The sequence below is a fragment of the Pseudorhizobium halotolerans genome, from assembly GCF_902153235.2.
Classification (GTDB): Bacteria; Pseudomonadota; Alphaproteobacteria; order Rhizobiales; family Rhizobiaceae; genus Neorhizobium; species Neorhizobium flavum.
Map to the genome: position 1 here is coordinate 324144 of NZ_CABFWE030000005.1, position 21106 is coordinate 345249.

Genomic DNA, 21106 nt, shown 5'->3' on the forward strand with positions numbered 1-21106 from the left:
TCCCTCCGCCTCTGCCCCCGCCCCCGCCCTCCACGCTCCATCACCAGCATCGTCTTCGACGCGAACCCTATCGCGCGGGGTGCAGCCAATGTCCCGGGGCGACCTCGAGGATGTTGGTCGTCTTTTCAACCAGGCTTTCCGGCAGGTGGCCAAGGCACCTTCCCGAGATTTGGTCGCCTACCTGGATCACCTCTTCCTTTCTTCCCCCAACTACACGGAAGAAGCTGGATCTCTCGTGCACCGAAACGCCGCCGGGCGGATTGACAGCGCGCTCCTGGCGCTACCCATGACCTTCGAAATAGAGAACAGGAGGATCACCGCACGCCTCCTCTGCGCCTTCATGGCCGATGGCAGAGCAGGACTGGCGGGGGCGGCACGCATAGCCCGCGCCATCCGGGTCTCGAATCCGGAGTTCTGCTTCTCCGACAACGCTTCTCCCGTCAGTGCCGACCACTGGATGGCCGGAGGCGGCAGCATGCTTCCGGTCCAGAGCCTGGAATGGCGCCGGACATTCCGCCCGACAGGCGCGATGATGGAGCGGATACGGACGAAATTGCCGTGGTTGAACGAGCCGTTCCTCTCCATCCTGGCGTACCCAGTCGATCAACTGGCACGCCGCATGATGCCTTCGCTCGCTGCCCGGCAGGAACTGCGGGGCCGTTGGGTCACTGCGGACGCCGACAGACTGCTGCACTGCTTCCAAACAATGACGCGCCACTTTTCCCTGCGCCCTTCCTGGTCGAAGGATGAGTTTGTCTGGCTGCTCGAAAGCGCTGCCTCGAACCGGATGCAGGGCACGCTTACATCCAAGGTCCTGCTGGACCGAGAGGTCAAGGAGATCGGAGCCTGCATCTACTTCCACAGCCCGCGCCGGACCGCTCATGTGCTGAACGTGCTGAGCGAACCGGGGCACGAGGTGGAAGTGGTCGAAGCCATGTTCGCCGAATTCGAGGCATCGGGGCATGTGGCGGCGCGCGGGATGGCGCAGCCCTTCCTGATGAACGCGCTGCTGCGGACCGGCAGGACGAGCTTTGCGAACCGCGGCTACTTCTGCATGACGACGGATCGCAAGGATGTGCGCAATGCCGTCGTGCATGATGATCTATACGTCGGCGGCCTCGCCTCCGAAAGCTGGAGCCGGCTGCTGACGGACTTCCACTGAACCGGATTAACCCAATATTCATCGCGCGAGACTAGGTTCAACAGGATATTCGCTGTCGCAGAACCGCGCTCTCCCCGCGCGACCCGGCCCGGTTGGAGGTAGGAGATGTATCGGCCGAAGGAGCCTGAAACCCGACAACCGGACGCAGGCCAGGCGTCGCCGGGTCGCTCTCCCGCATCGCTCCTTGACCTCATCGGCCACCCACGGACAGAACAGGGTGCCGAAACATATCGCCGGCTCGCAGTTCCGGAGACCCGAGGCAATACCCCCGAGATTGACAACGCGACGGAAGAACAGGCTCCGGACAGCCGTCGCGCATCGATTCAAAACCGGCTTAATGCACAGCTCCGCGGCCTGCGCGAACTCGGCCCGGCGGACATTCTCCTGTGGTTGCAGCAACGACTGCTTCTGGTGATCGTCGCTACGATATTGGGCATCTGTGCAGCCGTGGCCTACGGACTGACTGCCACGCCCCGCTACACCGTCTACACCGACCTGATCATTGACCCGCAGAACCTGAACGTTGTCTCGGATGATGTCTTCGCGTCTAACCCGCAGCGCGAGGCGCAACTGCTGGAGGTAGAGAGCCGCCTCAGGGTGCTGACGTCGCGAAACGTGCTTCGACAGGTCATCTCCGATCTGGACCTGACCGAGGATCCGGAATTCGTGAAGCCGGGCCTTCTCGAGCCGCTCTTCCGTATCTTCTCGCCGGCCACTTCCCTGCAGGACAGGGAACTGGGTGTCCTGCGCCAACTGAGTGAACGGGTAGACGCGCGCCGTGAGGAGCGGTCCTTTGTGGTTGTCCTTTCCGTCTGGAGCGAAGAGCCTGACAAGGCTGTCCGGCTGTCCGAATCCATCGTGCGCGCCTTCGAGGCGGAACTGTTCGAATCGGCAGCGACGAGTGCCGGCCGTATTGCGGCGGGCTTGAACGAGCGGCTGGACGAACTCCGGGCGGCTGTCACGGCTGCCGAGGAGAAAGTGGAAGCATTCCGGCGGGAAAACGACCTGCAGGCGACGGCGGGTGAGTTGGCGAACAGCCGTATCTCCTCGCTGGTCGATACACAGGTCGTTGAAGCGCAGCAGAGACTGATCCAGGCGGATGCCCGTTACGCGCAGATGCAGGCCGCGGTCGCCAACGGCCAGGCGGCCACGGCGGCGGTCTTCGAGTCCCCGGCAATGACGACGCTTCGCGGTAGCTACAACGTGCTGCGCCAGCAGATTGGCTCCATGGAGCGGACCTACGGCAGCCGGCATCCACGCCTGATCGCCCTGCGCTCCGAAGAGGCGGCGCTCGAAAACGCCATCACCGACGAAGCCCGACGCATTCTGCAGTCCGCAAGGACCGATACGGAACAGGCAAAGGCGGCCCTGGAGGAACTGCGAAGCACTGCCGAGGATGGGCGGACGACCGTCTATGGCAACAATGATGCGCAGGTGCGGCTTCGCGAGCTGGAGCGGGAGGCGCGGGCCAAGGCAACGGTCTACGAGACATTTCTCGCCCGCACCACCCAGATCACCGAGCGCCAACAGATCGACACCACCAATGTCAGGGTGATCTCCCCAGCCGTACCGCCGAAATCAAAGAGCTGGCCGCCCCGGACGATCATAATGGCCGCGGGAGGAGCAGCGGCTGGTGCCGCTCTCGGAATCATCCTTGCACTCGGACTTGGCCTGTGGGGACATCTGTGGAGAGCAAGCTCCGGCCTGGGCCGGCGCTTTGCCTGAGGAGGTTCAGTTGAGGAGCGCTGCCGCAGAGGCAATTTCTCCCTTCGCCATGGACAGGAAGGTCTTGGGCGGACTGCTGTTTCTTGGGATCTTCCTGTTCTTTTGGATCTCGCTCAATCCCTTTGTGGACCTGACGTTGCAGGCCAGCGCCAGCATCGCGACCGACAACTCCAATAAACTGAACCAGATTCTGTTCCTTTGCTTGCCACTTGCATCCGTGGCCATGGCAATGGCGACCCCCATGCGCGGCAAGCTGCTACAGCCTCTGGCACTGACAGTACCGATCTTCTTGTGGTTCCTGCTGGCCTCGCTGGTCTCCAATCACACGCTGAACAGCCTGAAGGCCCTGATCCTTTCCTACCTTGTCGTCCTGGGCGCCAACTGCTGCCTTCTTCTCCCGCGATCGCAGGTGCACTTTGCGAAGCTTATCGCAATCGGCACCGGCGCTGTTCTTCTGCTCTGCTACTACGGGCTCTACTTTCTCCCGCACTTCTCGATCCATTCGGCAGCAGAGGTCATGGAACCGATGCATGCCGGGCTGTGGCGCGGGTATTTTCCGCATAAGAACAATGCTGCAAGCGCCATGGTGCTGTTGGCGTTCTGCGGAATCTTCGTCATGCGCGCCTGGTCGAAGTGGGCGGGTCTTGTTCTGCTGGCAGGATCGGTATGGTTTCTGCTTTACACAGGCGGCAAGACTGCCTCGGCCATGCTTCCCGCCATCCTGCTGCTGGCGTTCATCTTCGAGCGTTTCGCGTGGCTACGAACCGCCATCGCCTTCGGCGGTGTGCTTCTGGTTAACGTCGTCGCCGTAGGAGCGGCCGTATCGCCCGGACTGACGAGCTTCATTACGTCACTTGGTGTCGACGCGACATTCACGAACCGGGCCGACATATGGAGGCTCGCAATGAATGCCGTCTCCGAGTTCCCATTGACTGGATATGGCCTCAAGTCGTTCTGGCGCACCGAGGAACTCGTCTATGGGGGCACAGGCATCGAAACCTGGGCGGTACAAGCTGCTCATAGCCATAACGGTTATGTGGAAATTTTACTTAGCGTCGGATTTCCGGGTCTGATCCTCTCGCTCTTGTGGTTCCTCGCTGTTCCCTTGCGCGCCTTCAATCGTCTGGAAAAGGCCGGCCCGCCGAGCCATGCGGCGCGGCTTTTCTTGAGAATCTGGCTTTACCTTCTCTTTGCGTCCACGCTGGAGAGTCTCTTTTTCGAAAGCGCGAGCGGCTACAACCTCGCCTGGTTCATGTTCGCCCTGGCGCTCTTCGGTCTTCGGTACGAGGCCGACGCCCAGCAGGTCAGGGAACGACCTAGGGAGGCCCGCACGTCATGAAGCAATCCTCACCGTCGCTGGGACAGTTCATCGACCGCCTGGGCAACCGGCTGATCTGGCGCCTGGCCTCCAGAAGCCGCACTGTCGAGACCAAGGTTCCCCTTGTCTCCTTCACCTTCGACGACGTACCCGACACCGCCCTCACGAATGGAGCGGCGATCCTCGAGAAGCATGGAGTGCACGGTACCTTCTACATTGCCGGCGGCCTTGCCGGTCAGGTCGAGCCAGACCGGACGCTGATCTCGCCCAGCGGCTGTCAGGAACTGGAAGCGCGTGGCCATGAAATCGGCTGCCATACCTTCGCCCATCGCAGCGTCCGCAGCTATGGCGGCGCTCTATCCCCGGACCTCGACAGAAACAGGCAGTTCCTCGAGAAAGCGGGGGTAAGCCGCGCTCCCACAAACTTCGCGTTCCCATACAATGCCGCCTGGCCGCTGGCACGGAAGACATTGAAGGCTCGCTATGCGACCTGTCGCGGCGCTGGCGAGGCGATCAATCGGGGACACGTGGACCCGTGGATGCTGAAATCCGTCGAAGTTCGCCAGCCGGAGAAGCACGCGCGAGAACTGACCCGTTGGATCGACGACGTCGTTGCCGACAGCGGCTGGCTCATCTTCTTCACCCATGACATCGCCGACCGCCCCACTCCTTACGGCTGTAGGCCGGATACCTTCGACCGCCTGGTCGAGCACGCGGTTCGGACGGGTTGTCAGGTGGTCACCGTTGCCGAAGCGGTTGGTCGGCTTGGATGGGGGGGCGTCCGATGAATTTCGTTGCTCGCAATGCCTCACCGCCTCGCCTGCTCAATATCAACAACTACTTCTACCGGCGCGGCGGGGCGGAGGCAGTCTTCCTTGACCACTCGACGCTCTTCGAGGAAGCGGGCTGGGATGTCGTTCCCTTCTCGATGCAGCACGAGAAGAACCTGCCATCACGCTGGTCCGAGCATTTTGTCTCCGAGATCGAATATGGCCGGGAAGCTGGTGGACTTGGAAAGGTCCTGCAGGCGTCCAAGGTCATCTATTCGTTCGAGGCGCAGTCCCGGCTGAAGAAGTTGATGGCAGAGGCGCCGCCGGACATCGCCCACGCCCACAACGTCTACCACCACCTCTCACCGGCGATCTTCTCCACGCTGAAAGCGACCGGCATCCCGGTGTTGATGACTGCCCATGACCTGAAGATCGCCTGTCCGGCCTACAAGATGCTGCGCGATGGGCGGATCTGTGAAGACTGCCGCGGCGGTCGCATTTACAATGTCGCTCGGCACAGGTGCATCAAGGACTCCCTCCCCCTTAGCACCGTCGTTTTTGCCGAGACGGTCCTGCACAGGATGCTCGGCCTCTACCGCAACAAGGTTGACCGCATTGTCGTGCCGAGCCGCTTCTACCGCGCCAAGCTGATGGAATGGGGATGGCCGGCCGAGCAGTTGAGCTATGTCCCCAATTTTGTCGATTTGGGCGGATTCGAGACTGGCTGGAAAGAAGGCGACTACTTCGCCTTCGCGGGGCGCCTTGCACCCGAGAAGGGACTGACCACCCTGATCCGGGCTGCTGCGAGGGCGAAGCAGCGGGTGATTATCGCCGGGACTGGACCGGAAGAGGCATCGCTGCGCAAGCTCGTCGAGGAGACCGGCGCAGACGTCACCTTTGCGGGCTTCGTCGCGGGCGAGGCTCTTCATCGGCTGATCGGTCAGTCCCAGGCGCTGGTGCTGCCCTCGGAATGGTACGAGAACGCCCCGATCAGCATCCTCGAAGCCTATGCACTTGGCCGTCCCGTTATCGGGGCAGCGATCGGCGGTATACCAGAAATGGTAAAGGTCGGGGCTACGGGACTCACGCCCGCAGCGGGCTCGGTAGAGAACCTTGCCGACTCCTTGTCGCAGATGGCAGCACTTGGCACCGCCCGAAGATCGGCAATGGGCGCGGCCGGTCGCGATTGGGTTTCGCGGGATTTCTCCTGTACCTCCTACCGCGAACGGATGCTGGCGCTGTACGGGGAGCTCTCCCCCGGCATCTTCGCCAAGGCGCGAGCAATCCCGCAATAGCACGCGAGGAAGGCCTTTTTCCCCGATCCTGTCCCAAACAGGCACAGGATCGATCAAATTCTACCGATCGCGTTTTCGGAAATCGAATGTTCCATCTGTAGAACCTACCCAGAAATGATTTCCGGACCGGACACCATGAAAACGAAGCATCGGGAGCCAGCGGCGGGAGCTGAGCCGGCACAGCGGCAGTCGATCGCGCCACCCGCGCTCGACGGAGCAGATGCCTACTCGGCTGAACAATTCGAACAAGTCGGAGCGAATGGGACGGCTGCGGTTTCCGTCGCCGGTCGTTTTCAGCCACACCCTGCATTCAAGGATTTGGCCGCCGCCAGATCTAACGCTGATGGCGACGGGAGCGCCCGACCCCTTGTCATGATGCTCGGCCTGCGCGGCGTTCCCGACGTTCAGGGAGGTATCGAACGGCATGTGGAGATGCTTGGCCAGGAATTGGCCCGCGATGGCTGGTCGGTCGAAGTTCTCGGGCGTCGCCCGTACCTGAAGGAAACCAAGCCCTTCACCTGGAAAGGAATGAAGGTGACGCCGCTTCGGGCACCGCGTTCGATGATGCTGGAGGCTTTCGTCCATACCCTCTCCGGCATCCTTTATGCCGCCCTGAAGCGTCCTCACATTCTTCATATCCACGCAATCGGACCTGGCCTGCTCGTGCCTCTTGCAAGGCTGTTCGGTCTGCGGGTTGTCACCACTCACCATGGCTACGACTACGACCGCGAGAAATGGGGCGCCAAGGCAAAAAGGATCCTGCGGCTCGGGGAGCGGCTTGCGGTGAAGATGTCGCATGCGACGATTGCCGTCTCCCGCGATGTGACCGAGACGATGCAGGACCGCTACGATCGCCGCCTCAACCACGTGCCGAACGGCGTCCTGGTTCGGCCAGCCGCTATACAATCCAAAATTCTCGAAAGGTTTGGCCTGACACGACGCCGCTACGTCGTCATGGTCGCAAGGATCGTGCTAGAGAAGCGCCAGACGGACCTCATCAAGGCCTTCGCTCGGTTGCGCAGCGCGGACTGGAAACTCGCCATCATCGGCGGAGCCGATCACAAGAGCCATTACCACGAGGAAGTAGAGGCTCTTGCGAGAGAAGTTCCGGGCGTCGTGATGACCGGCTTCCAGAGCGGCGATGACCTCGCGGGACTTTTTTCGCAGGCGGGTTTGTTCGTTCTGCCCTCCCTCCACGAAGGCATGCCGATCTCCCTTCTCGAGGCCATGAGCTATGGCCTCCCCGTGCTTGCCAGCGATATTCCCGCCAATCATGAGGTTGAGCTTCCCGATCAGGACTATTTTCCGCCGGGGGACGTTGACGCCCTCACTGCCGCACTTCGCCGCAAACTGGCCGAGCCTTTCAATGAGCAAGCGGCCCTGGCGCGTATCCGCTATGCGGAGAAGAACTACACCTGGTCCTCGATCGCTGGGGCCACGACTGCGGTCTATCAATCCGTCCTTGCTGGCGGGAAGGTCGGGAAGCGAAATTGATCGTCTCAGTCATCATCAAAACCTTGAACGAGGAAAGACGCATTGGGCGGACCATAGAGACCGCCCTGGCAGCAATCGCGTCCGTCGATGGCGAGATCATCGTCGCCGATAGCGGCTCCTCCGATCGCACGATCGAGATTGCGACCGGCTATCCGGTGCGTATCGTGCAGATCATGCCTCCAGCCGAACCAAGCTGCGGCATTGGCCCTCAGCTTGGCTACCAGTATGCCAAAGGCAGCTATATCTGCCTGATCGACGGCGACATGGAACTGGACGAGACGTTCCTGGGCGAGGCACTGGACTTCCTCGCAAAGAACCCGAAGGTCGCAGGCGTCACGGGCCACGTCGAGGAGAAGATGCTCGATAGCCTGGAATATACCAGGCGCGTGACCCGAAACGCCCCCGAGGCAAGGACCGGCAGCATCGACCGAATGAATGGCGGTGGTCTCTATCGTCGCGCGGCGGTCGAGAGCGTTGGCTACTTCACCGACCGCAATCTCCATTGCCACGAGGAATTCGACCTGGGGGTACGGTTGCGGAGCAAGGGATGGCTCCTCCATCGGCTCGACCGGCGCTTCGTCTCCCACTACGGCCACAGCATCAATTCATATCGGCTGCTGGTCCGACGCTGGCGCACGAAGTATCTCTTCGGGATTGGAGAGTTGCTGCGTGCCTCGGCAGGACAGCCCTACTGGAAGAACGTTCTGGCCGATCTGCCGGAATTGAAGCTGTGGGCACTGGTTGCAAGCTGGATGCTGGCATCGCTCGCAGTGCTGGTCATGGTTCCGGCGAAGGCTTTGGCCGGGTCGGCCGTACTTGTCTTGGCGGCGGCTGTAGTCACCGCCATGTCGATACGCAAACGCAGCTTCACGATGGGGCTCTACACGGTCGTCGCCTGGCTTTTCCATACCACCGCCGTACCGTTCGGCTATCTTCGGCCTCGACGAGATCCGCGGCAATGGATCGAGAGCCGCGAACTGGGAGGACAGGATGTGGAAAATGCTCCGGCTGGTCTGGATGGCGATGGCAATCGCTGGACCGGAGTCTGTCAGCGCGTCGGATGACTGGCTTCCGGTCCGGGAGACGAACCTCGCCATTGCGGCAGGCAGTCCACTCGACTTTGCCTCCTTTCTGCCCAACCTCCCGATTGATGGGGCCGGCGCTCGCCTGATAGCTGGCGAAGGCGGACGCATGGCGCGTGCCGAGGCGCCGGCGGAACCGCTGCGACTGCATTGCGCGTCACTGGCCTGGAGCCCGGCTTCCGGCGGCTTCCCCGATCACGCCACTGCCGACATCTACGCCCGCCAGTTGGCGATGCGCGGCTATAACCTCGCCCGTCTCCACTTCGTTGACGCCAGCCTGATGAAGGGGCGCGACCGGGCTTTCGACTTCGACCCTGAGACGCTGGACCGGATCCACTACCTGATGGCCGCGCTGAAGAAGGAGGGTATCTACTGGATGATCGATGGCCTCACATCCTGGAGCGGAGGCTATGGCGGTATCGAGCATCGCTGGGACCCCACTCCGGGATTGAAGCTCGAGATGCACTACGATGAACAAGCTTTTTCTCACTGGCAACGACTGGTCACCAGCCTTCTGGCCGGAGTGAACCCGTATACCGGTGTTGCTCCGATCCGTGACGAGGCTCTCGCACTGCTGATCCTTGTCAACGAAGGCGGAATGGAATTCGAGACCGTCGTCCACGAAAGCAATGGGAAACCGCACTATTCGGAGGGGTTGCGTAAGCCCTTTAATGAATGGCTGCAGCCGCGTTATTCGAGCGATGCGGAGCTCCAGCAGGCCTGGGGTGACCTGCAGCCAGGCGAAAGCCTGCAGTCGAGTACGATCCGACTGCCCGCCGACCGATACAATGACACGGCTCGAATGCGGGATCTGCAGGCCTACTTCGTCAGCGCCGAACAAGCACTCCTGGAGAAGATGACGGAAGTGGTTCGCCGCCTCGGACATGACGGCCTCGTCAGCTCCTATAACAACTGGCCGACCAACCAGACCGCACTCACACGCTCACGACTACAGGCGGTCACCATGAATACCTACCACGACTGGGTGAGCGGGTATCAGTCCGGCGCGAAGATCACGGGTGAAAGTTCGATCGGCGATGGGACAGCCTATCTGCGCATGGCGGCAGCAGCGCGCTGGCTGGGAAAGCCGTTCGTCTTGAGCGAATACGACCACCTCTTCTGGAACCCCTACCGCTACGAGGCCGGACTTGCTGTTCCGTCCTACGCAGCCCTTCAGGGCTGGGATGCGCTTTGCCGCCATGGGCACGGCCCCATTGCCTTGCGCTACGGCGAGCCGTTCGCGCACAAGCGGGCAATGCTTCCCTACGCCATTGCACTCGATCCGGTGGCGCGGGCCGGGGAAACCCTTGCGGCCCTGTTGTTCAGGCGACAGGATGTTTCCCGGGCAAGGAACACCATTCCCTTCTCCGTCGAAGGCGTTTTGGATCTGACGGGAGACATGCAGGCGGCGGAGCCGGATGGGCTGACGTTTCTGGCCTTGGTTTCTAGCGTCGGTCTGCAGAAAAGCGAGGGCCTCAGAACGCCCTACACCATCGGGCAGCCGCGATCGGATGGTCAGGCCGAAAACCTCCTGCGCTCCATGAAAGATGCTGGCCTTCTGGCCTCTACGAACCGGACCGATCCTTCCATCGGAATTTTCGAAAGCGACACGCGCGAGCTCCTGTTCGATGTCGCGAAAAAGACCCTCCAGGTGGTTACGCCGCGAACGGAAGCTGCGGCGTTTTCATCCGTCACAGCGCCCCTATCTCTTGGCTCCCTGCATGTCATTGGCGCCGAGGGAGGAGGATTGTTGGCGGCCTCGGTCATCGATGGCGCCCCTTCCCTCGCGCAAAGCCGGCGTATTCTCATTATCTACGCGACTGATGCCCGCAACACCGGCATGCGGTTCCGGGATGCCGCAAACCGGGTGATCGACGATTTCGGAAAGCTTCCCGTACTTATCCGAAAGGGAAGTGTTTCACTGTCCTTGCCTCAGAGATCCGCCTCTTGGCGTTTGTCGCCGGTCGGACTGGACGGCACGGTCCATCAGCCGGTCCTTCAACGCGCTGGCCCGGTGGATTTCCCTCTCAGCAACGATACCCCCTTCGGCCCGACAACCTTCTTCCTGCTGGAACTCGACTGATCCCTTATCGGCTGGCAACGGGATCAAATCGCCACCGATGTGGTTGGGTGAAGGTGGCATGGGGCGCATTCATTTGCGCCGGCTGCCCAAACAGGAAGGAGAAATCGCAATGGCGAACGCGAGTTCAAAGCACATCGGATCCGGCGCGCACGGGAAGTCCTCTGGAACCGGAGCACTCACAGATGTGGACAAGGATCTTCTGCCGGACAACATGGTCCTGTCGAACCGTGACAAGGCACAGCATTCGCGAGAGCGCGGTCTGGACAGCAAGACTGTACAGACCGAACAGTTTCATGACCACCAGGACAATCACCTGGAGAGGTAACCTGTAAAGTCTGTGTGAGAATTCAGACATCGGCCGTTCGTAAACGAATTTAACCTCCCACGGCGCTTGCATGTTGCCGTGGGAGGAGTAGGCTTTGCGTCATACCTTGGAAGCGCCGGGACCACATGGCGCCAGGACGTTGCTCCGGACCACGGAGGGCCACCAATGACTCAGCATATTCAGGGAAGTTTATTCGAGCCGCAGGATCTGGCCTGCATGCAGAGGCTGTTCAGCGCAGCCTGCGCCGCACGAGGCGTGGACGGCAAGGGGGAAGCGGCCAACCAGCTCGCCGCTCGCATCTTCGAACTCTATCAGCAGGGCCTGCGAGAAGAGAAGGATCTGGGGTCTCACCTGCAGGCATAAGTTGCCACAACTCACCGCTTGGCCTGGAGGTCTCGCTCGTCCCGGAGAAGGTAGAGACGTGTGGTGTCGTCCAGATTGCCTTCAAGCCAATCGGCCATGGCAATCTCTTCCTGGAGTATTCGTTCGAAGACCGCTTTCGCCTCGACCTCGCCGAGTTCGTCAGCCGCAGCGATGAGAACACGATAGGCAGCGATTTCCATGTGCTCGAAAGCGTAACCCGCCATCGCTCCCCTCACAACCTCGTCGGATGTCAGGACACCCCCGAGCCCCTGAGCCGTTGCCGCCAGTCTCCCCGTCAGATCCCTGACCAGCGAAATCCCACCGGATGGTAAGGTATCTAGCAATTCCTGGAGAAGACGCAGATGCTCCTGCGTCTCCAGAACATGCCTCTCTATCTGCGCCTTCAGTTCCGGATAACTCTGTATCCGCTTGGCCTGCGCGGTCAGCATGGTCAGCGCCTGCTCCTCCATCGCATGCGCGTCGCGAAGCCAGGCAATAAAGCGATCCTTCATGTGCATCTTGATCTCCTCAGGGACTCGAGCGCTTACCCTCAACTCGACCTTTATCAGACCGGTTCCGACAAAAACGGGAACTTAGGGCGGCATCTGCAGTTCATCGATTGTAGCGACAAGGAACAAGGTCGCCTGATGCGGAACTTGAGCCACGCAGACGCGATGATAGGCGCGGCGGCGATCGCGAACTAGATCAGGTACAAAGGAGACGGACATCAACTCGCCAGATCCAAGAGAGCCCCACGAAACCCCGCCAGTCCCGGCCCCGGATCTCAACCCTCTGCCGCCGATCGACGAGCCTGAACCAGATCGACTACCGGACGAGGATCCAGTACCCAATCCTGACGAGACGAGCGATCCGCCTGTCTACGCCTAGTACGCTGGCTGAACCTCATGGAACTAGAGTAACCTGCGCGCGTTCATCTACGATCGCTATCAAGGGGTGCGTAGGTGGACGTGACAACAACCGCTTTTCCGGCAGACCAGGAATCCCGTACAAATCCAATCATCAAGCCCGGACACAATGCATGGCGCAGTTCCCGCGCTGAGAAAGCTGCCTTTCTGGTCGACGGAGCCGATTACTTCCGCCGCCTGGACCAGGTTCTGGAGCATGCCCGGCGCTCTATCTTCATCATCGGCTGGGACTTCAATCCGGATATTCGACTGAGACCGGAAGATCCGGACTGCCCCACGCTCGGCGAGCGGCTTCGGAGCCTGGTCGAAAGCCGGCCGGACCTGGAGGTGCGGCTGATCGTTTGGGGCATGGGGCCCGTCTACTCCGGCAAGAGCCTGAAGATGTTCGGTAGGATGGATTGGAGCGACCACGAGCGGATCACCCTGAAATTCGACTTCGACCATCCGCTGCGTGCCAGCCATCACCAGAAGATCGTCGCCATCGACGACAAAACCGCGTTTCTCGGCGGGATCGACCTGACCGCCCGCAGATGGGATGATCGCGAGCATCGATCTGATAACCCTCTCCGGAAATCTCCCGACGGCACGGCCTATGGCCCGGTTCATGATGTCCAGAGTATTGTCACTGGGCCTGCAGCTGTACTGATAGGTGATGTCGCGCGGCGCCGGTGGCGCAAGCTGACAGGCGAGACACTTCAGCCGCTACCCGCCCTCGAAGGCCCCAACCCCTGGCCTGACGATCTCGACGCCACCTTGAGAGATTGCTCTGCGGCACTGGCCCTGACCGAAGCATGGAAATGGAAGGGTCGGCGCGGCCACAGGGAAGCCATCCGCCTGACCCATGACGCGTTACGCGCTGCGGGGCGCCACCTGTATATCGAGACGCAATATCTGGCTTCCTTCGGTGTCGCCAGAACGATTGCGCGACGGCTGAAGGAGCCGCGCGGGCCCGAGATCGTGGTCGTCGTGACGCGAGAGTCCCACGGCTTCCTCGAGCAGTTGATGATGGGCAAGAACCGCAACCGCCTGATCCGCAGGCTTATGCGGGCCGATCGGTACAACCGGCTGCGCGTGTACTATGCGGTCACCCCGGACGCACAAGGTAAAGACCGGGAGATCGTGGTCCATTCGAAAGTGATCATCGTCGATGACCGGTTCATCCGCGTCGGCTCCTCGAACCTCAATAACCGGTCTGAGGGCTTGGACACCGAATGCGATATTGCCCTGGAGACATATAGCGCTGAAGGACGCCAGGCGATCGAACGGGTGCGCGAGGATCTCATTGCGGAACACCTGGACGCGTCACCCGAGCAGGTGTCCGAACAGATCCGCATCACAGGCTCCCTCATCGCAGCGATCGACGCACTCAACACATCCCCGCGCGGGCTGCGTCAATTTCATGTCGGTCCCAAGGAGGGCGACACGGAATCCGTCGTGGGCACGGGTATCATCGATCCGAAGCAGCCCTTCTGGCCAATTCGCCCCATGCTGGCCTTCGCGAAGCGGAGCTTTTCCCGCCTAACCCGCCGGCTGCTTTGATATCCTCCTGCGCGGCTGGCGGCGAAAATAGGCTTCGCTCGCCACCAGCGTCGGCACGCCCACCATCAGCGGAACGAAGAAGTACAGGATCCGGAAGACAACCAGCGCGCCGATCGACGCATCGATGGGAAGAACGCCGAGAATGGTGGCTTCCAGCACACCCAGGCCTCCGGGCACGTGGCTGATCAGGGCAGCGATGTTCGCAGTGACGTAGGCAGTGGCCACCGTCAGGTAGTTGACCGCAGAAATGCCCAGTAGGAGTTGATGGATGCATGCGGCGACGCAGGCAAAGTTGAGCGTGCCGACCGCGATCTGGCCAAGGGCAAGCCAGACGAAGGGTGGCTGGAAGCTCCACCGGTACAGGATCAGGGGCCGTTCTACGCGCCAGCAGATCAGCAGGTACAACGTCGGCACCAGGAGGCAGATGCAGCCCAGAGCAACCGCTGTCACCTCGTTGATGCCGAGCAGGTCGCCGCCTCGCCCCTGTGTTATGGTCAGCGCTAAACCGGCAAGGGTAACCAGGCCTAGACTGACGGTGACGCCGCAGAAGATGATGACCTTGGCAACCTGCTCGCCCGAAAGTCCCCAGCGAGAATAGAAGCGGTAGCGCACCGCACCGCTGCTCAGGGCAGCCATCCCAACGTTGTGGCCGATGGAAAGGCTGCAAAAGGACGCAAGCGCCACCTGTCGATAGGGCAAGGCGTGACCTGCATAGCGCACGGCGAGCCAGTCGAAACCAGAGAGGCACGTATAGGAGCCGACCACGAATGCGAAGGCGAAGAGCAACCTCTGTTGCGGGATGGAAGCTACCGATAGCCGGATCTCCTCCACACTATAGCGTCCGAGACTACGGTAGACGAGGAAGGCCGCGACCACGATCGCCAGCGCAACCAGGATTTTGATAACGCGTCGCCTCGTGACCATCCGCTCCCTCTCTCAGTTCGTGGACGGGGAACGAAAACCGGACAAACGGGTTCCCCCGCTCATGTCAGCCACTCCGCAGCAACCACCAGCCAAGCCCGGCACCATCCTCAAGGTCCTCAGCTACAACGTCCACAGTTGCATCGGCACCGACCGCAAGCTCGATTGCGCCCGCATTGCCGAGGTGATCGCAAGCATTGCTCCCGATATCATCGGCCTACAGGAGCTGGATGTCGGCCGCCGACGCACGGGTGGCGCTGATCAGGCCCATATCGTCGCGTCGCTCCTGCGCATGGAGTTTCATTTCCATGCCGCACTTCACGTGGCGGAAGAACGCTATGGCGACGCTGTCTTGACCGCGCTGCCGATGCGCTTCGTGAAGGGGGCCATGCTTCCATCCTCGGGAGAGCAGCGGGGGGCCCTGTGGACGGAAGTGACTGCCGGAGATCGGACCGTTCAGGTCTTCAATACTCACCTGGGCCTGCGCCGCAGGGATCGCGTCAGCCAGATGACAACACTCCTCGGTCCCGGCTGGCTCGGCAACGCAGACAATGCGGACAAACCGCGCATCCTCATCGGCGACCTGAATTCCATCGGCAGGTCCGCCTCCTATCGCCTTGTCGCGAAGCATATGAAGGATGTTCAACTGGAAGCGCCGCGCCGGCCGCAGCCCACCTTCCCATCCCGCTATCCCGTGATGCGCCTCGATCACATCTTCGTATCGGAGGGTATCGAAGTGCTCGACGCGGAAGTGATCTCCACCTCGCTGACACGCAGGGCATCGGACCACCTGCCGCTGCTGGCGACCATTCGCCTTTGAATGGCGCGCTAATCCTCGGGAACCTGTTCTGCCGAGTTCGTCAGCTCTTGCCGCGAGATACGAACTTGTTGAACCGGCTGGTCTTCCCGCTGGAGGTCTCTTCCTGATAGAGGAAGCACAGCTCGTTCTTGTCGAATATATCGAAGAAGTCATCCCACTCGATCGGCTCCAGCGACTCTTCCGGCTCGCCAAAATCCACCCGTAGGATGCCTCCTTCGCCAGAATCTTTAACGCGCGCCGGGTGAGCGCCGCGTTCCTCGATCCAGTTGCGGATTTCCTTGTGGTCGGTGGTCTCTACCGATTTGCTCATCCTGACCTCCTTTGGACATCTCGCATCCGAACCTGAGCCGGATGCGATTGTTCCGGAGGGAACCTGTCTCGACAGCGGGAACCTTTCTGCTGCGTCCGCGGTTGATCACCCGTCGAAAGCTGTAGAATGCGGACGACAGCGTCATAGTACCCTCCCCAACTCGGCGCCTCCTTCGGGAGTGCGCCGTCTTTCTTCCGACCGCTCTGCGTCAATCCGCCCGTATTGACCTCCCTCGCATTCAACCCATTTTTCAACCCGCCGACCCGTCGCTGCAGTTGTCAAGTGAGGATGGACGATGCTCGAAAACCTCGACGCCACACTCCTGGCCAGGGTTCAGTTTGCCTTCACTGTTTCCTTCCACATCATCTTCCCCGCCTTCTCGATCGGCCTCGCAAGTTATCTGGCGGTGCTTCAGGGCCTGTGGTTGTGGACGAAGCAGGAAGTCTATCTCGAGCTTTTCGACTTCTGGAAAACGATCTTTGCACTGGCCTTCGGGATGGGCGTGGTATCGGGCATCGTGATGTCCTACCAGTTCGGCACGAACTGGAGCGTATTCTCCGACAAGGCCGGGCCAATCATCGGTCCGCTGATGGGCTACGAGGTCCTATCGGCCTTCTTCCTCGAAGCCGGTTTCCTCGGGGTGATGCTGTTCGGCAGGAATCGCGTCGGCCCCGGCCTGCATTTCTTCGCCACGCTCATGGTTGCCTTCGGCACGCTGATGTCGGCGACATGGATCCTCGCTGTGAATTCCTGGATGCAGACGCCGGCCGGCTTCGCCATGAACGACGCAGGGCAGTTTGTGCCTGAAGACTGGTGGGCCATCATCTTCAACCCTTCCTTCCCATACCGGCTGGTGCACATGGTGCTGGCAGCATATCTGACCACTGCACTGGTTGTGGGGGCTGTCGGGGCCTACCACCTGTTGCGCCGCACATCGCCGCTTCGCGCGGGAACGATGTTTTCAATGGCCATGTGGATGCTGACGATCGTCGCACCCATGCAGATCCTCGCAGGCGACATGCACGGCCTCAACACGCTCGAGCATCAGCCGGTCAAGGTCATGGCCATGGAGGGCCACTACGAAAGCCATCCCGATGGAGCTCCCTTGATCCTCTTTGGCCTCCCCAATCCTGAGGAGAAACGGGTCGACTACGCAGTGGAAATCCCGAAACTCTCCAGTCTCATCCTCAAGCACGACCTGAACGCCCCTCTGGATGGTCTCGACACAGTTCCCGAAGAACTTCATCCGCCGGTCCCGATCGTCTTCTGGTCCTTCCGCATTATGATCGCCATTGGCTTTGCGATGTTCGGCCTCGGCTTGTGGAGCCTCTACTGTCGTTGGCGCGGCTCGCTCTACGACAGCGACTGGCTCCACCGCTCTGCGATTGTGATGGGGCCTGCAGGATTTGTTGCAGTCCTGGCAGGATGGGTCACTACCGAAGTAGGACGACAGCCGTTCACCGTCTACGGGCACTTGCTGACGGCCGATTCCGTTTCGCCGATTGCGGCACCGGCGGTTGCCACCTCGCTGATTGCTTTCATCATTGTCTATTTCCTGATCTTCGGTGCGGGCACCTTCTATATTCTCCGGCTGATGTCCCGCCTGCCGCGCGATCCGATGGGCGACCTCGATGAAGGCCCGATCCGTACGGCGGGTATTACGCCTGCCCCCCAGGCAGCCAAACACGAGGAAGTGCGTCATGGAGCTTGATCTCGCCTTCATCTGGGCCGCCATCATTGCCTTCGCGGTCCTCGCCTACGTCATCCTCGACGGCTTCGATCTCGGCGTCGGCATTCTCTTCCCGTTCTTCCCGGAGAAGCATGAGAAGGACGTGATGATGAACAGCGTTGCGCCCGTCTGGGACGGCAACGAAACATGGCTGGTCCTCGGCGGCGGCGGGCTGCTTGCCGTCTTCCCCCTTGCCTACGCTACCATCCTGCCGGCGCTCTATGCTCCAATCATTGCCATGCTGCTCGGGCTGATCTTCCGAGGCGTCGCCTTCGAATATCGCTGGCGCACCAAACGGGCCGAGCCTCTCTGGAACTGGGGCTTCACGGGTGGGTCGGTGGTTGCAGCCTTTGCCCAAGGCGTGGCGCTGGGGGCACTGGTGCAGGGAATCCCGGTCGAGAACCGGGCGTATACGGGCGGCTGGTGGGACTGGCTCACGCCCTTCTCCGTAGCCACTGGGCTAGCCGTCCTGATCGGTTATGCGCTGCTCGGGGCGACTTGGCTGATCATGAAGACGAGCGGAGAACTGGCGGAAAGAGCACGGCGCTATGCCTATGTGGCCGGGGTCGCCACGCTGGTGGCCATGGGTGTCGTCAGCCTCTGGACGCCCTTCCTCGAGCCGCTCTACCTCCAGCGCTGGTTCAGCTGGCCGACGGCAGCCTTCAGCCTGATCGTCCCCGCTCTGGTCGCCGCCTGCTTCCTGGTGCTGGCCCACGGCCTGCGCACCCATCACGACAGCCGCCCCTTCATTGCGTCGCTTGGTCTCTTCGTGCTCGGCTATGCCGGGATCGGGATCAGCTTCTATCCCTATATTGTCCCCACCTCGGTAACGATCTGGGATGCTGCCGCTCCCGACGAGAGCCTCGCCTTCCTACTGGTCGGTGCGCTGGTCCTCGTGCCGCTGATCCTCGCCTACACCGCCTATGCCTACTGGGTGTTCCGGGGCAAGGTGAACCCCGAGGAAGGCTACCACTGATGGCAGCGTCTGGGACCCTCAGGCGGCTTGCGTGGTTCGTCGGCCTGTGGCTGGCGGGCGTCCTTGCAGTAACTGTGGTGGGTCTGGTCATCAAGCTCTGGCTCGGCACGTAGTCCATCTCTCGACCCTGTGCGCGCCGACACCACCTGCCACCAAGCGGGACGCAGCGGCTGGACGCCACCGTCAAACAGGTTACAGTCGCCTGACATTTGAGCGGACGCGGGATGCGGCGCATCGGCATGTAAGGAGGCGACGGGACTTGGCCGCAGAACCACTGGTGCAACGGGATAGCGAAGCGCGCCAACGCTGGACGACCCTTGCCCTTCTCTGCTGTGCGGTCGTCCTGTCCTTCTCGACCTGGTTTTCAGCGACCGCCATCGCTCCAGAGCTGACCCGCGCCTGGAACCTCTCGACCGCTGAAGCGACCTGGCTGACCAATGGGGTCCAGATCGGCTTCGTCACCGGCGCCTTGCTTGCGAGCCTCTTCAATCTGCCGGACCTGATCAGAATGAACCGCCTCATGGCCGGATCGGCTGCATTGGCCGTCATCGCCAATGCTGCCCTCTTGCTGGAGCCGCCTCCCATCATCGCGATCCTCTGCCGGATCATCACCGGTTTCGCGCTTGCCGGTGTCTATCCACCGGCGCTCAAGCTCGTCTCCACCTGGTTCGTGGCCGGCCGCGGCCTTGCCTTCGCCGCCGTGATCGGAGCGATAACCGCCGGGTCAGCTCTTCCGCATCTTTTCCGTGGCACGACCTCCGGAATCGCCTGGCAACAGGTCGTCGTGCTGTCGACCATCGCCGCCCTCGTAAGCATGGTGCTCTTCCTGCTTTGCGTGAGAGAAGGTCCGTTCCCATACGGCAAGGCTACGTTCGACCCACGCCAGATCGGCCGTGTTCTGCGCGACCGCCATGTTGCCCTCGTGAATATCGGATACCTCGGTCACATGTGGGAACTCTATGCCATGTGGGCATGGCTCTTGACCTATCTGACCGCAGCTTTCGAGGCCGGCGACTACGGCACGGCGCAGGATGCGTCCCTCCTGACCTTTGCCACCGTGGCTCTCGGGGTATTCGGTTGCTTCGCCGGCGGCGTGCTTTCGGATCGCATCGGACGCACGGCGACGACGGCCGGCATGATGATCGCCTCCGGCCTCTGCGCGTTGACCGTTGGCTTCGTCTATGACGGACCGATGTGGCTCCTCGCCATGGTGGTCGTGGTCTGGGGGATCAGCATCATCGGCGATTCCGCACAGTTCTCGGCGGCGCTCACCGAACTTGCCGACCGCAATTACATCGGCACCGCGCTGTCCCTGCAGATGGGCATGGGTTTCGCGCTGACGATCGGCATGATTTGGGCGCTGCCCAGGTTGGCCGAATTGCTGGGCGGATGGCAATGGACTTTCTCCGTGCTTGCCATCGGACCTTTCGTCGGCGCTGCTGCCATGCTGTACCTGCGTCGCCTGCCTGCCGCGACCCGGCTCGCCAATGGACGCCGCTGACTTGGCGCTTGCAGGTTATTATCCAAACGTATAACAACAGCAAACACGATGAACACGAACGTGATTTGCTGTGTCGCTATCGGATGTCCCCTCTCTCGCTGAACCAAGGCTTGCATGACTACGCGCCGCAGTTATCACCGTGCCAGCGAAGGCGAGCGGCGAGAAGATCTCCTCGCAGCAACGCTCGACTGTATTGCGGAAGCTGGAATAGAGGGCGCGACCGTGCGCCAGATCGCGGCGCGCGCCGGTGTGACGCCCGGCTTGATCCGTCACTACTTCACGACCAAGGACCAGATGCTCCAGGCTGCCTACCGGCAGTTGATGAACGGCATCACCCAGACCACCACGGCTGCGGCTCAAGGACATGACCCGCGGACCCGGCTGCGCCAGTTCATCGTCGCGAACGTCACGCCACCTGTGACCGACAGCCGGACGCTGTCCCTGTGGGCAGCCTTCATCAGCCACATCCCGCTCGATTCCGCATTCGCCGCCATTCATCGCGAGAGCTATCTGGCTTTCCTCGGAGAGCTGGAAAAACTACTCTCGGACTTCTTTGCAGACGGCAAGCGGACGGTGAGCGCCGGCGAGTGCCGCTCCTACGCGATTGCGCTGAACGGATTGATCGACGGCCTCTGGCTCGAAGGGACGCTCGCGCCGGACATGTTCGAAGACAACGAAATTGCCGGGACAGCCATCGTCTCGGTGGAGGCTCTGCTGAGGCTTCCACCTGGCGATCTGTCTTTGGCTTGAAGATGAACAGAGGACCT

General features: G+C 61.4%; 19 protein-coding genes. 16 read left to right on the top strand and 3 right to left on the bottom strand.

Features of this window, described 5'->3' with window-relative positions; translation table 11 throughout:
* Positions 1–88: 88 nt before the first annotated feature.
* The 10 genes from FN060_RS06515 to FN060_RS06560 all read left to right on the top strand — a co-directional run bounded on the left by FN060_RS06515 (position 89) and on the right by FN060_RS06560 (position 11617).
* Positions 89–1162 (top strand): GNAT family N-acetyltransferase, encoded by a 1074-nt coding sequence (locus tag FN060_RS06515; protein WP_142587374.1) that lies wholly within the window; start codon positions 89–91, stop codon positions 1160–1162.
* A 105-nt stretch (positions 1163–1267) separates the two neighbouring features.
* Positions 1268–2887 (top strand): GumC family protein, encoded by a 1620-nt coding sequence (locus FN060_RS06520; RefSeq protein WP_142587375.1) that lies wholly within the window; start codon positions 1268–1270, stop codon positions 2885–2887.
* 10 nt (positions 2888–2897) lie between these two features.
* Entirely contained in the window at positions 2898–4226 is a 1329-nt protein-coding gene (locus FN060_RS06525; RefSeq protein WP_244665705.1) for an O-antigen ligase family protein, read from the top strand.
* On the top strand, positions 4223–4993 hold the full coding sequence (locus FN060_RS06530) for a polysaccharide deacetylase family protein (protein WP_142587376.1): 771 nt from the start codon (positions 4223–4225) through the stop codon (positions 4991–4993). Before FN060_RS06525 ends, FN060_RS06530 begins: the two co-directional genes overlap by 4 nt.
* Positions 4990–6270: a glycosyltransferase family 4 protein gene (locus FN060_RS06535; protein WP_142587377.1), complete on the top strand. Its 1281-nt coding sequence runs from the start codon at positions 4990–4992 to the stop codon at positions 6268–6270. Before FN060_RS06530 ends, FN060_RS06535 begins: the two co-directional genes overlap by 4 nt.
* A gap of 375 nt (positions 6271–6645) precedes the next feature.
* Complete coding sequence (locus tag FN060_RS06540) at positions 6646–7764, top strand: glycosyltransferase family 4 protein (protein WP_142588396.1); 1119 nt, start codon at positions 6646–6648, stop codon at positions 7762–7764.
* Positions 7761–8828: a glycosyltransferase family 2 protein gene (locus FN060_RS06545; RefSeq protein ID WP_142587378.1), complete on the top strand. Its 1068-nt coding sequence runs from the start codon at positions 7761–7763 to the stop codon at positions 8826–8828. Before FN060_RS06540 ends, FN060_RS06545 begins: the two co-directional genes overlap by 4 nt.
* Positions 8764–10929, top strand: a complete 2166-nt coding sequence (locus FN060_RS06550; RefSeq protein ID WP_142587379.1) for a glycoside hydrolase — start codon at positions 8764–8766, stop codon at positions 10927–10929. Before FN060_RS06545 ends, FN060_RS06550 begins: the two co-directional genes overlap by 65 nt.
* A gap of 109 nt (positions 10930–11038) precedes the next feature.
* Positions 11039–11254: a hypothetical protein gene (locus FN060_RS06555; RefSeq protein ID WP_077545886.1), complete on the top strand. Its 216-nt coding sequence runs from the start codon at positions 11039–11041 to the stop codon at positions 11252–11254.
* Positions 11255–11419: 165 nt separating this feature from the next.
* The gene (locus tag FN060_RS06560; protein WP_142587380.1) at positions 11420–11617 is read left to right on the top strand and encodes a hypothetical protein; all 198 of its coding nucleotides are present in this window, start codon (positions 11420–11422) and stop codon (positions 11615–11617) included.
* Between the two features lie 11 nt (positions 11618–11628).
* Here FN060_RS06560 and FN060_RS06565 read toward each other — a convergent pair whose 3' ends face one another.
* Complete coding sequence (locus FN060_RS06565; protein ID WP_142587381.1) at positions 11629–12135, bottom strand: ferritin-like domain-containing protein; 507 nt, start codon at positions 12133–12135, stop codon at positions 11629–11631.
* Positions 12136–12579: 444 nt separating this feature from the next.
* Between FN060_RS06565 and FN060_RS06570 the strand changes: the two genes are divergently transcribed.
* A complete protein-coding gene (locus FN060_RS06570; RefSeq protein WP_142587382.1) occupies positions 12580–14082 on the top strand; it encodes a phospholipase D-like domain-containing protein in 1503 nt (500 codons plus the stop codon).
* Here FN060_RS06570 and FN060_RS06575 read toward each other — a convergent pair.
* Positions 14062–15006: a lysylphosphatidylglycerol synthase domain-containing protein gene (locus FN060_RS06575; protein ID WP_142587383.1), complete on the bottom strand. Its 945-nt coding sequence runs from the start codon at positions 15004–15006 to the stop codon at positions 14062–14064. The two genes, FN060_RS06570 and FN060_RS06575, sit on opposite strands and share 21 nt — an antisense overlap.
* Before the next feature lie 61 nt (positions 15007–15067).
* Between FN060_RS06575 and FN060_RS06580 the strand changes: the two genes are divergently transcribed.
* Complete coding sequence (locus FN060_RS06580; protein ID WP_142587384.1) at positions 15068–15823, top strand: endonuclease/exonuclease/phosphatase family protein; 756 nt, start codon at positions 15068–15070, stop codon at positions 15821–15823.
* 40 nt (positions 15824–15863) lie between these two features.
* On the opposite strand, the gene FN060_RS06585 is transcribed toward FN060_RS06580, so the two are convergent.
* Positions 15864–16133, bottom strand: a complete 270-nt coding sequence (locus FN060_RS06585) for a hypothetical protein (RefSeq protein WP_142587385.1) — start codon at positions 16131–16133, stop codon at positions 15864–15866.
* A gap of 295 nt (positions 16134–16428) precedes the next feature.
* Between FN060_RS06585 and FN060_RS06590 the strand changes: the two genes are divergently transcribed.
* The 4 genes from FN060_RS06590 (at position 16429) to FN060_RS06605 (ending at position 21089) form a co-directional block, all read left to right on the top strand.
* Positions 16429–17844, top strand: coding sequence for a cytochrome ubiquinol oxidase subunit I (locus FN060_RS06590; protein WP_142587386.1), 1416 nt, complete (start codon positions 16429–16431; stop codon positions 17842–17844).
* Complete coding sequence (gene cydB / locus FN060_RS06595; protein WP_142587387.1) at positions 17834–18838, top strand: cytochrome d ubiquinol oxidase subunit II; 1005 nt, start codon at positions 17834–17836, stop codon at positions 18836–18838. Before FN060_RS06590 ends, cydB begins: the two co-directional genes overlap by 11 nt.
* A 259-nt stretch (positions 18839–19097) precedes the next feature.
* Positions 19098–20339, top strand: coding sequence for an MFS transporter (locus FN060_RS06600; RefSeq protein WP_183950003.1), 1242 nt, complete (start codon positions 19098–19100; stop codon positions 20337–20339).
* A gap of 114 nt (positions 20340–20453) precedes the next feature.
* Positions 20454–21089 (top strand): TetR family transcriptional regulator C-terminal domain-containing protein, encoded by a 636-nt coding sequence (locus tag FN060_RS06605; protein WP_142587388.1) that lies wholly within the window; start codon positions 20454–20456, stop codon positions 21087–21089.
* The last annotated feature ends 17 nt before the right edge of the window (positions 21090–21106 follow it).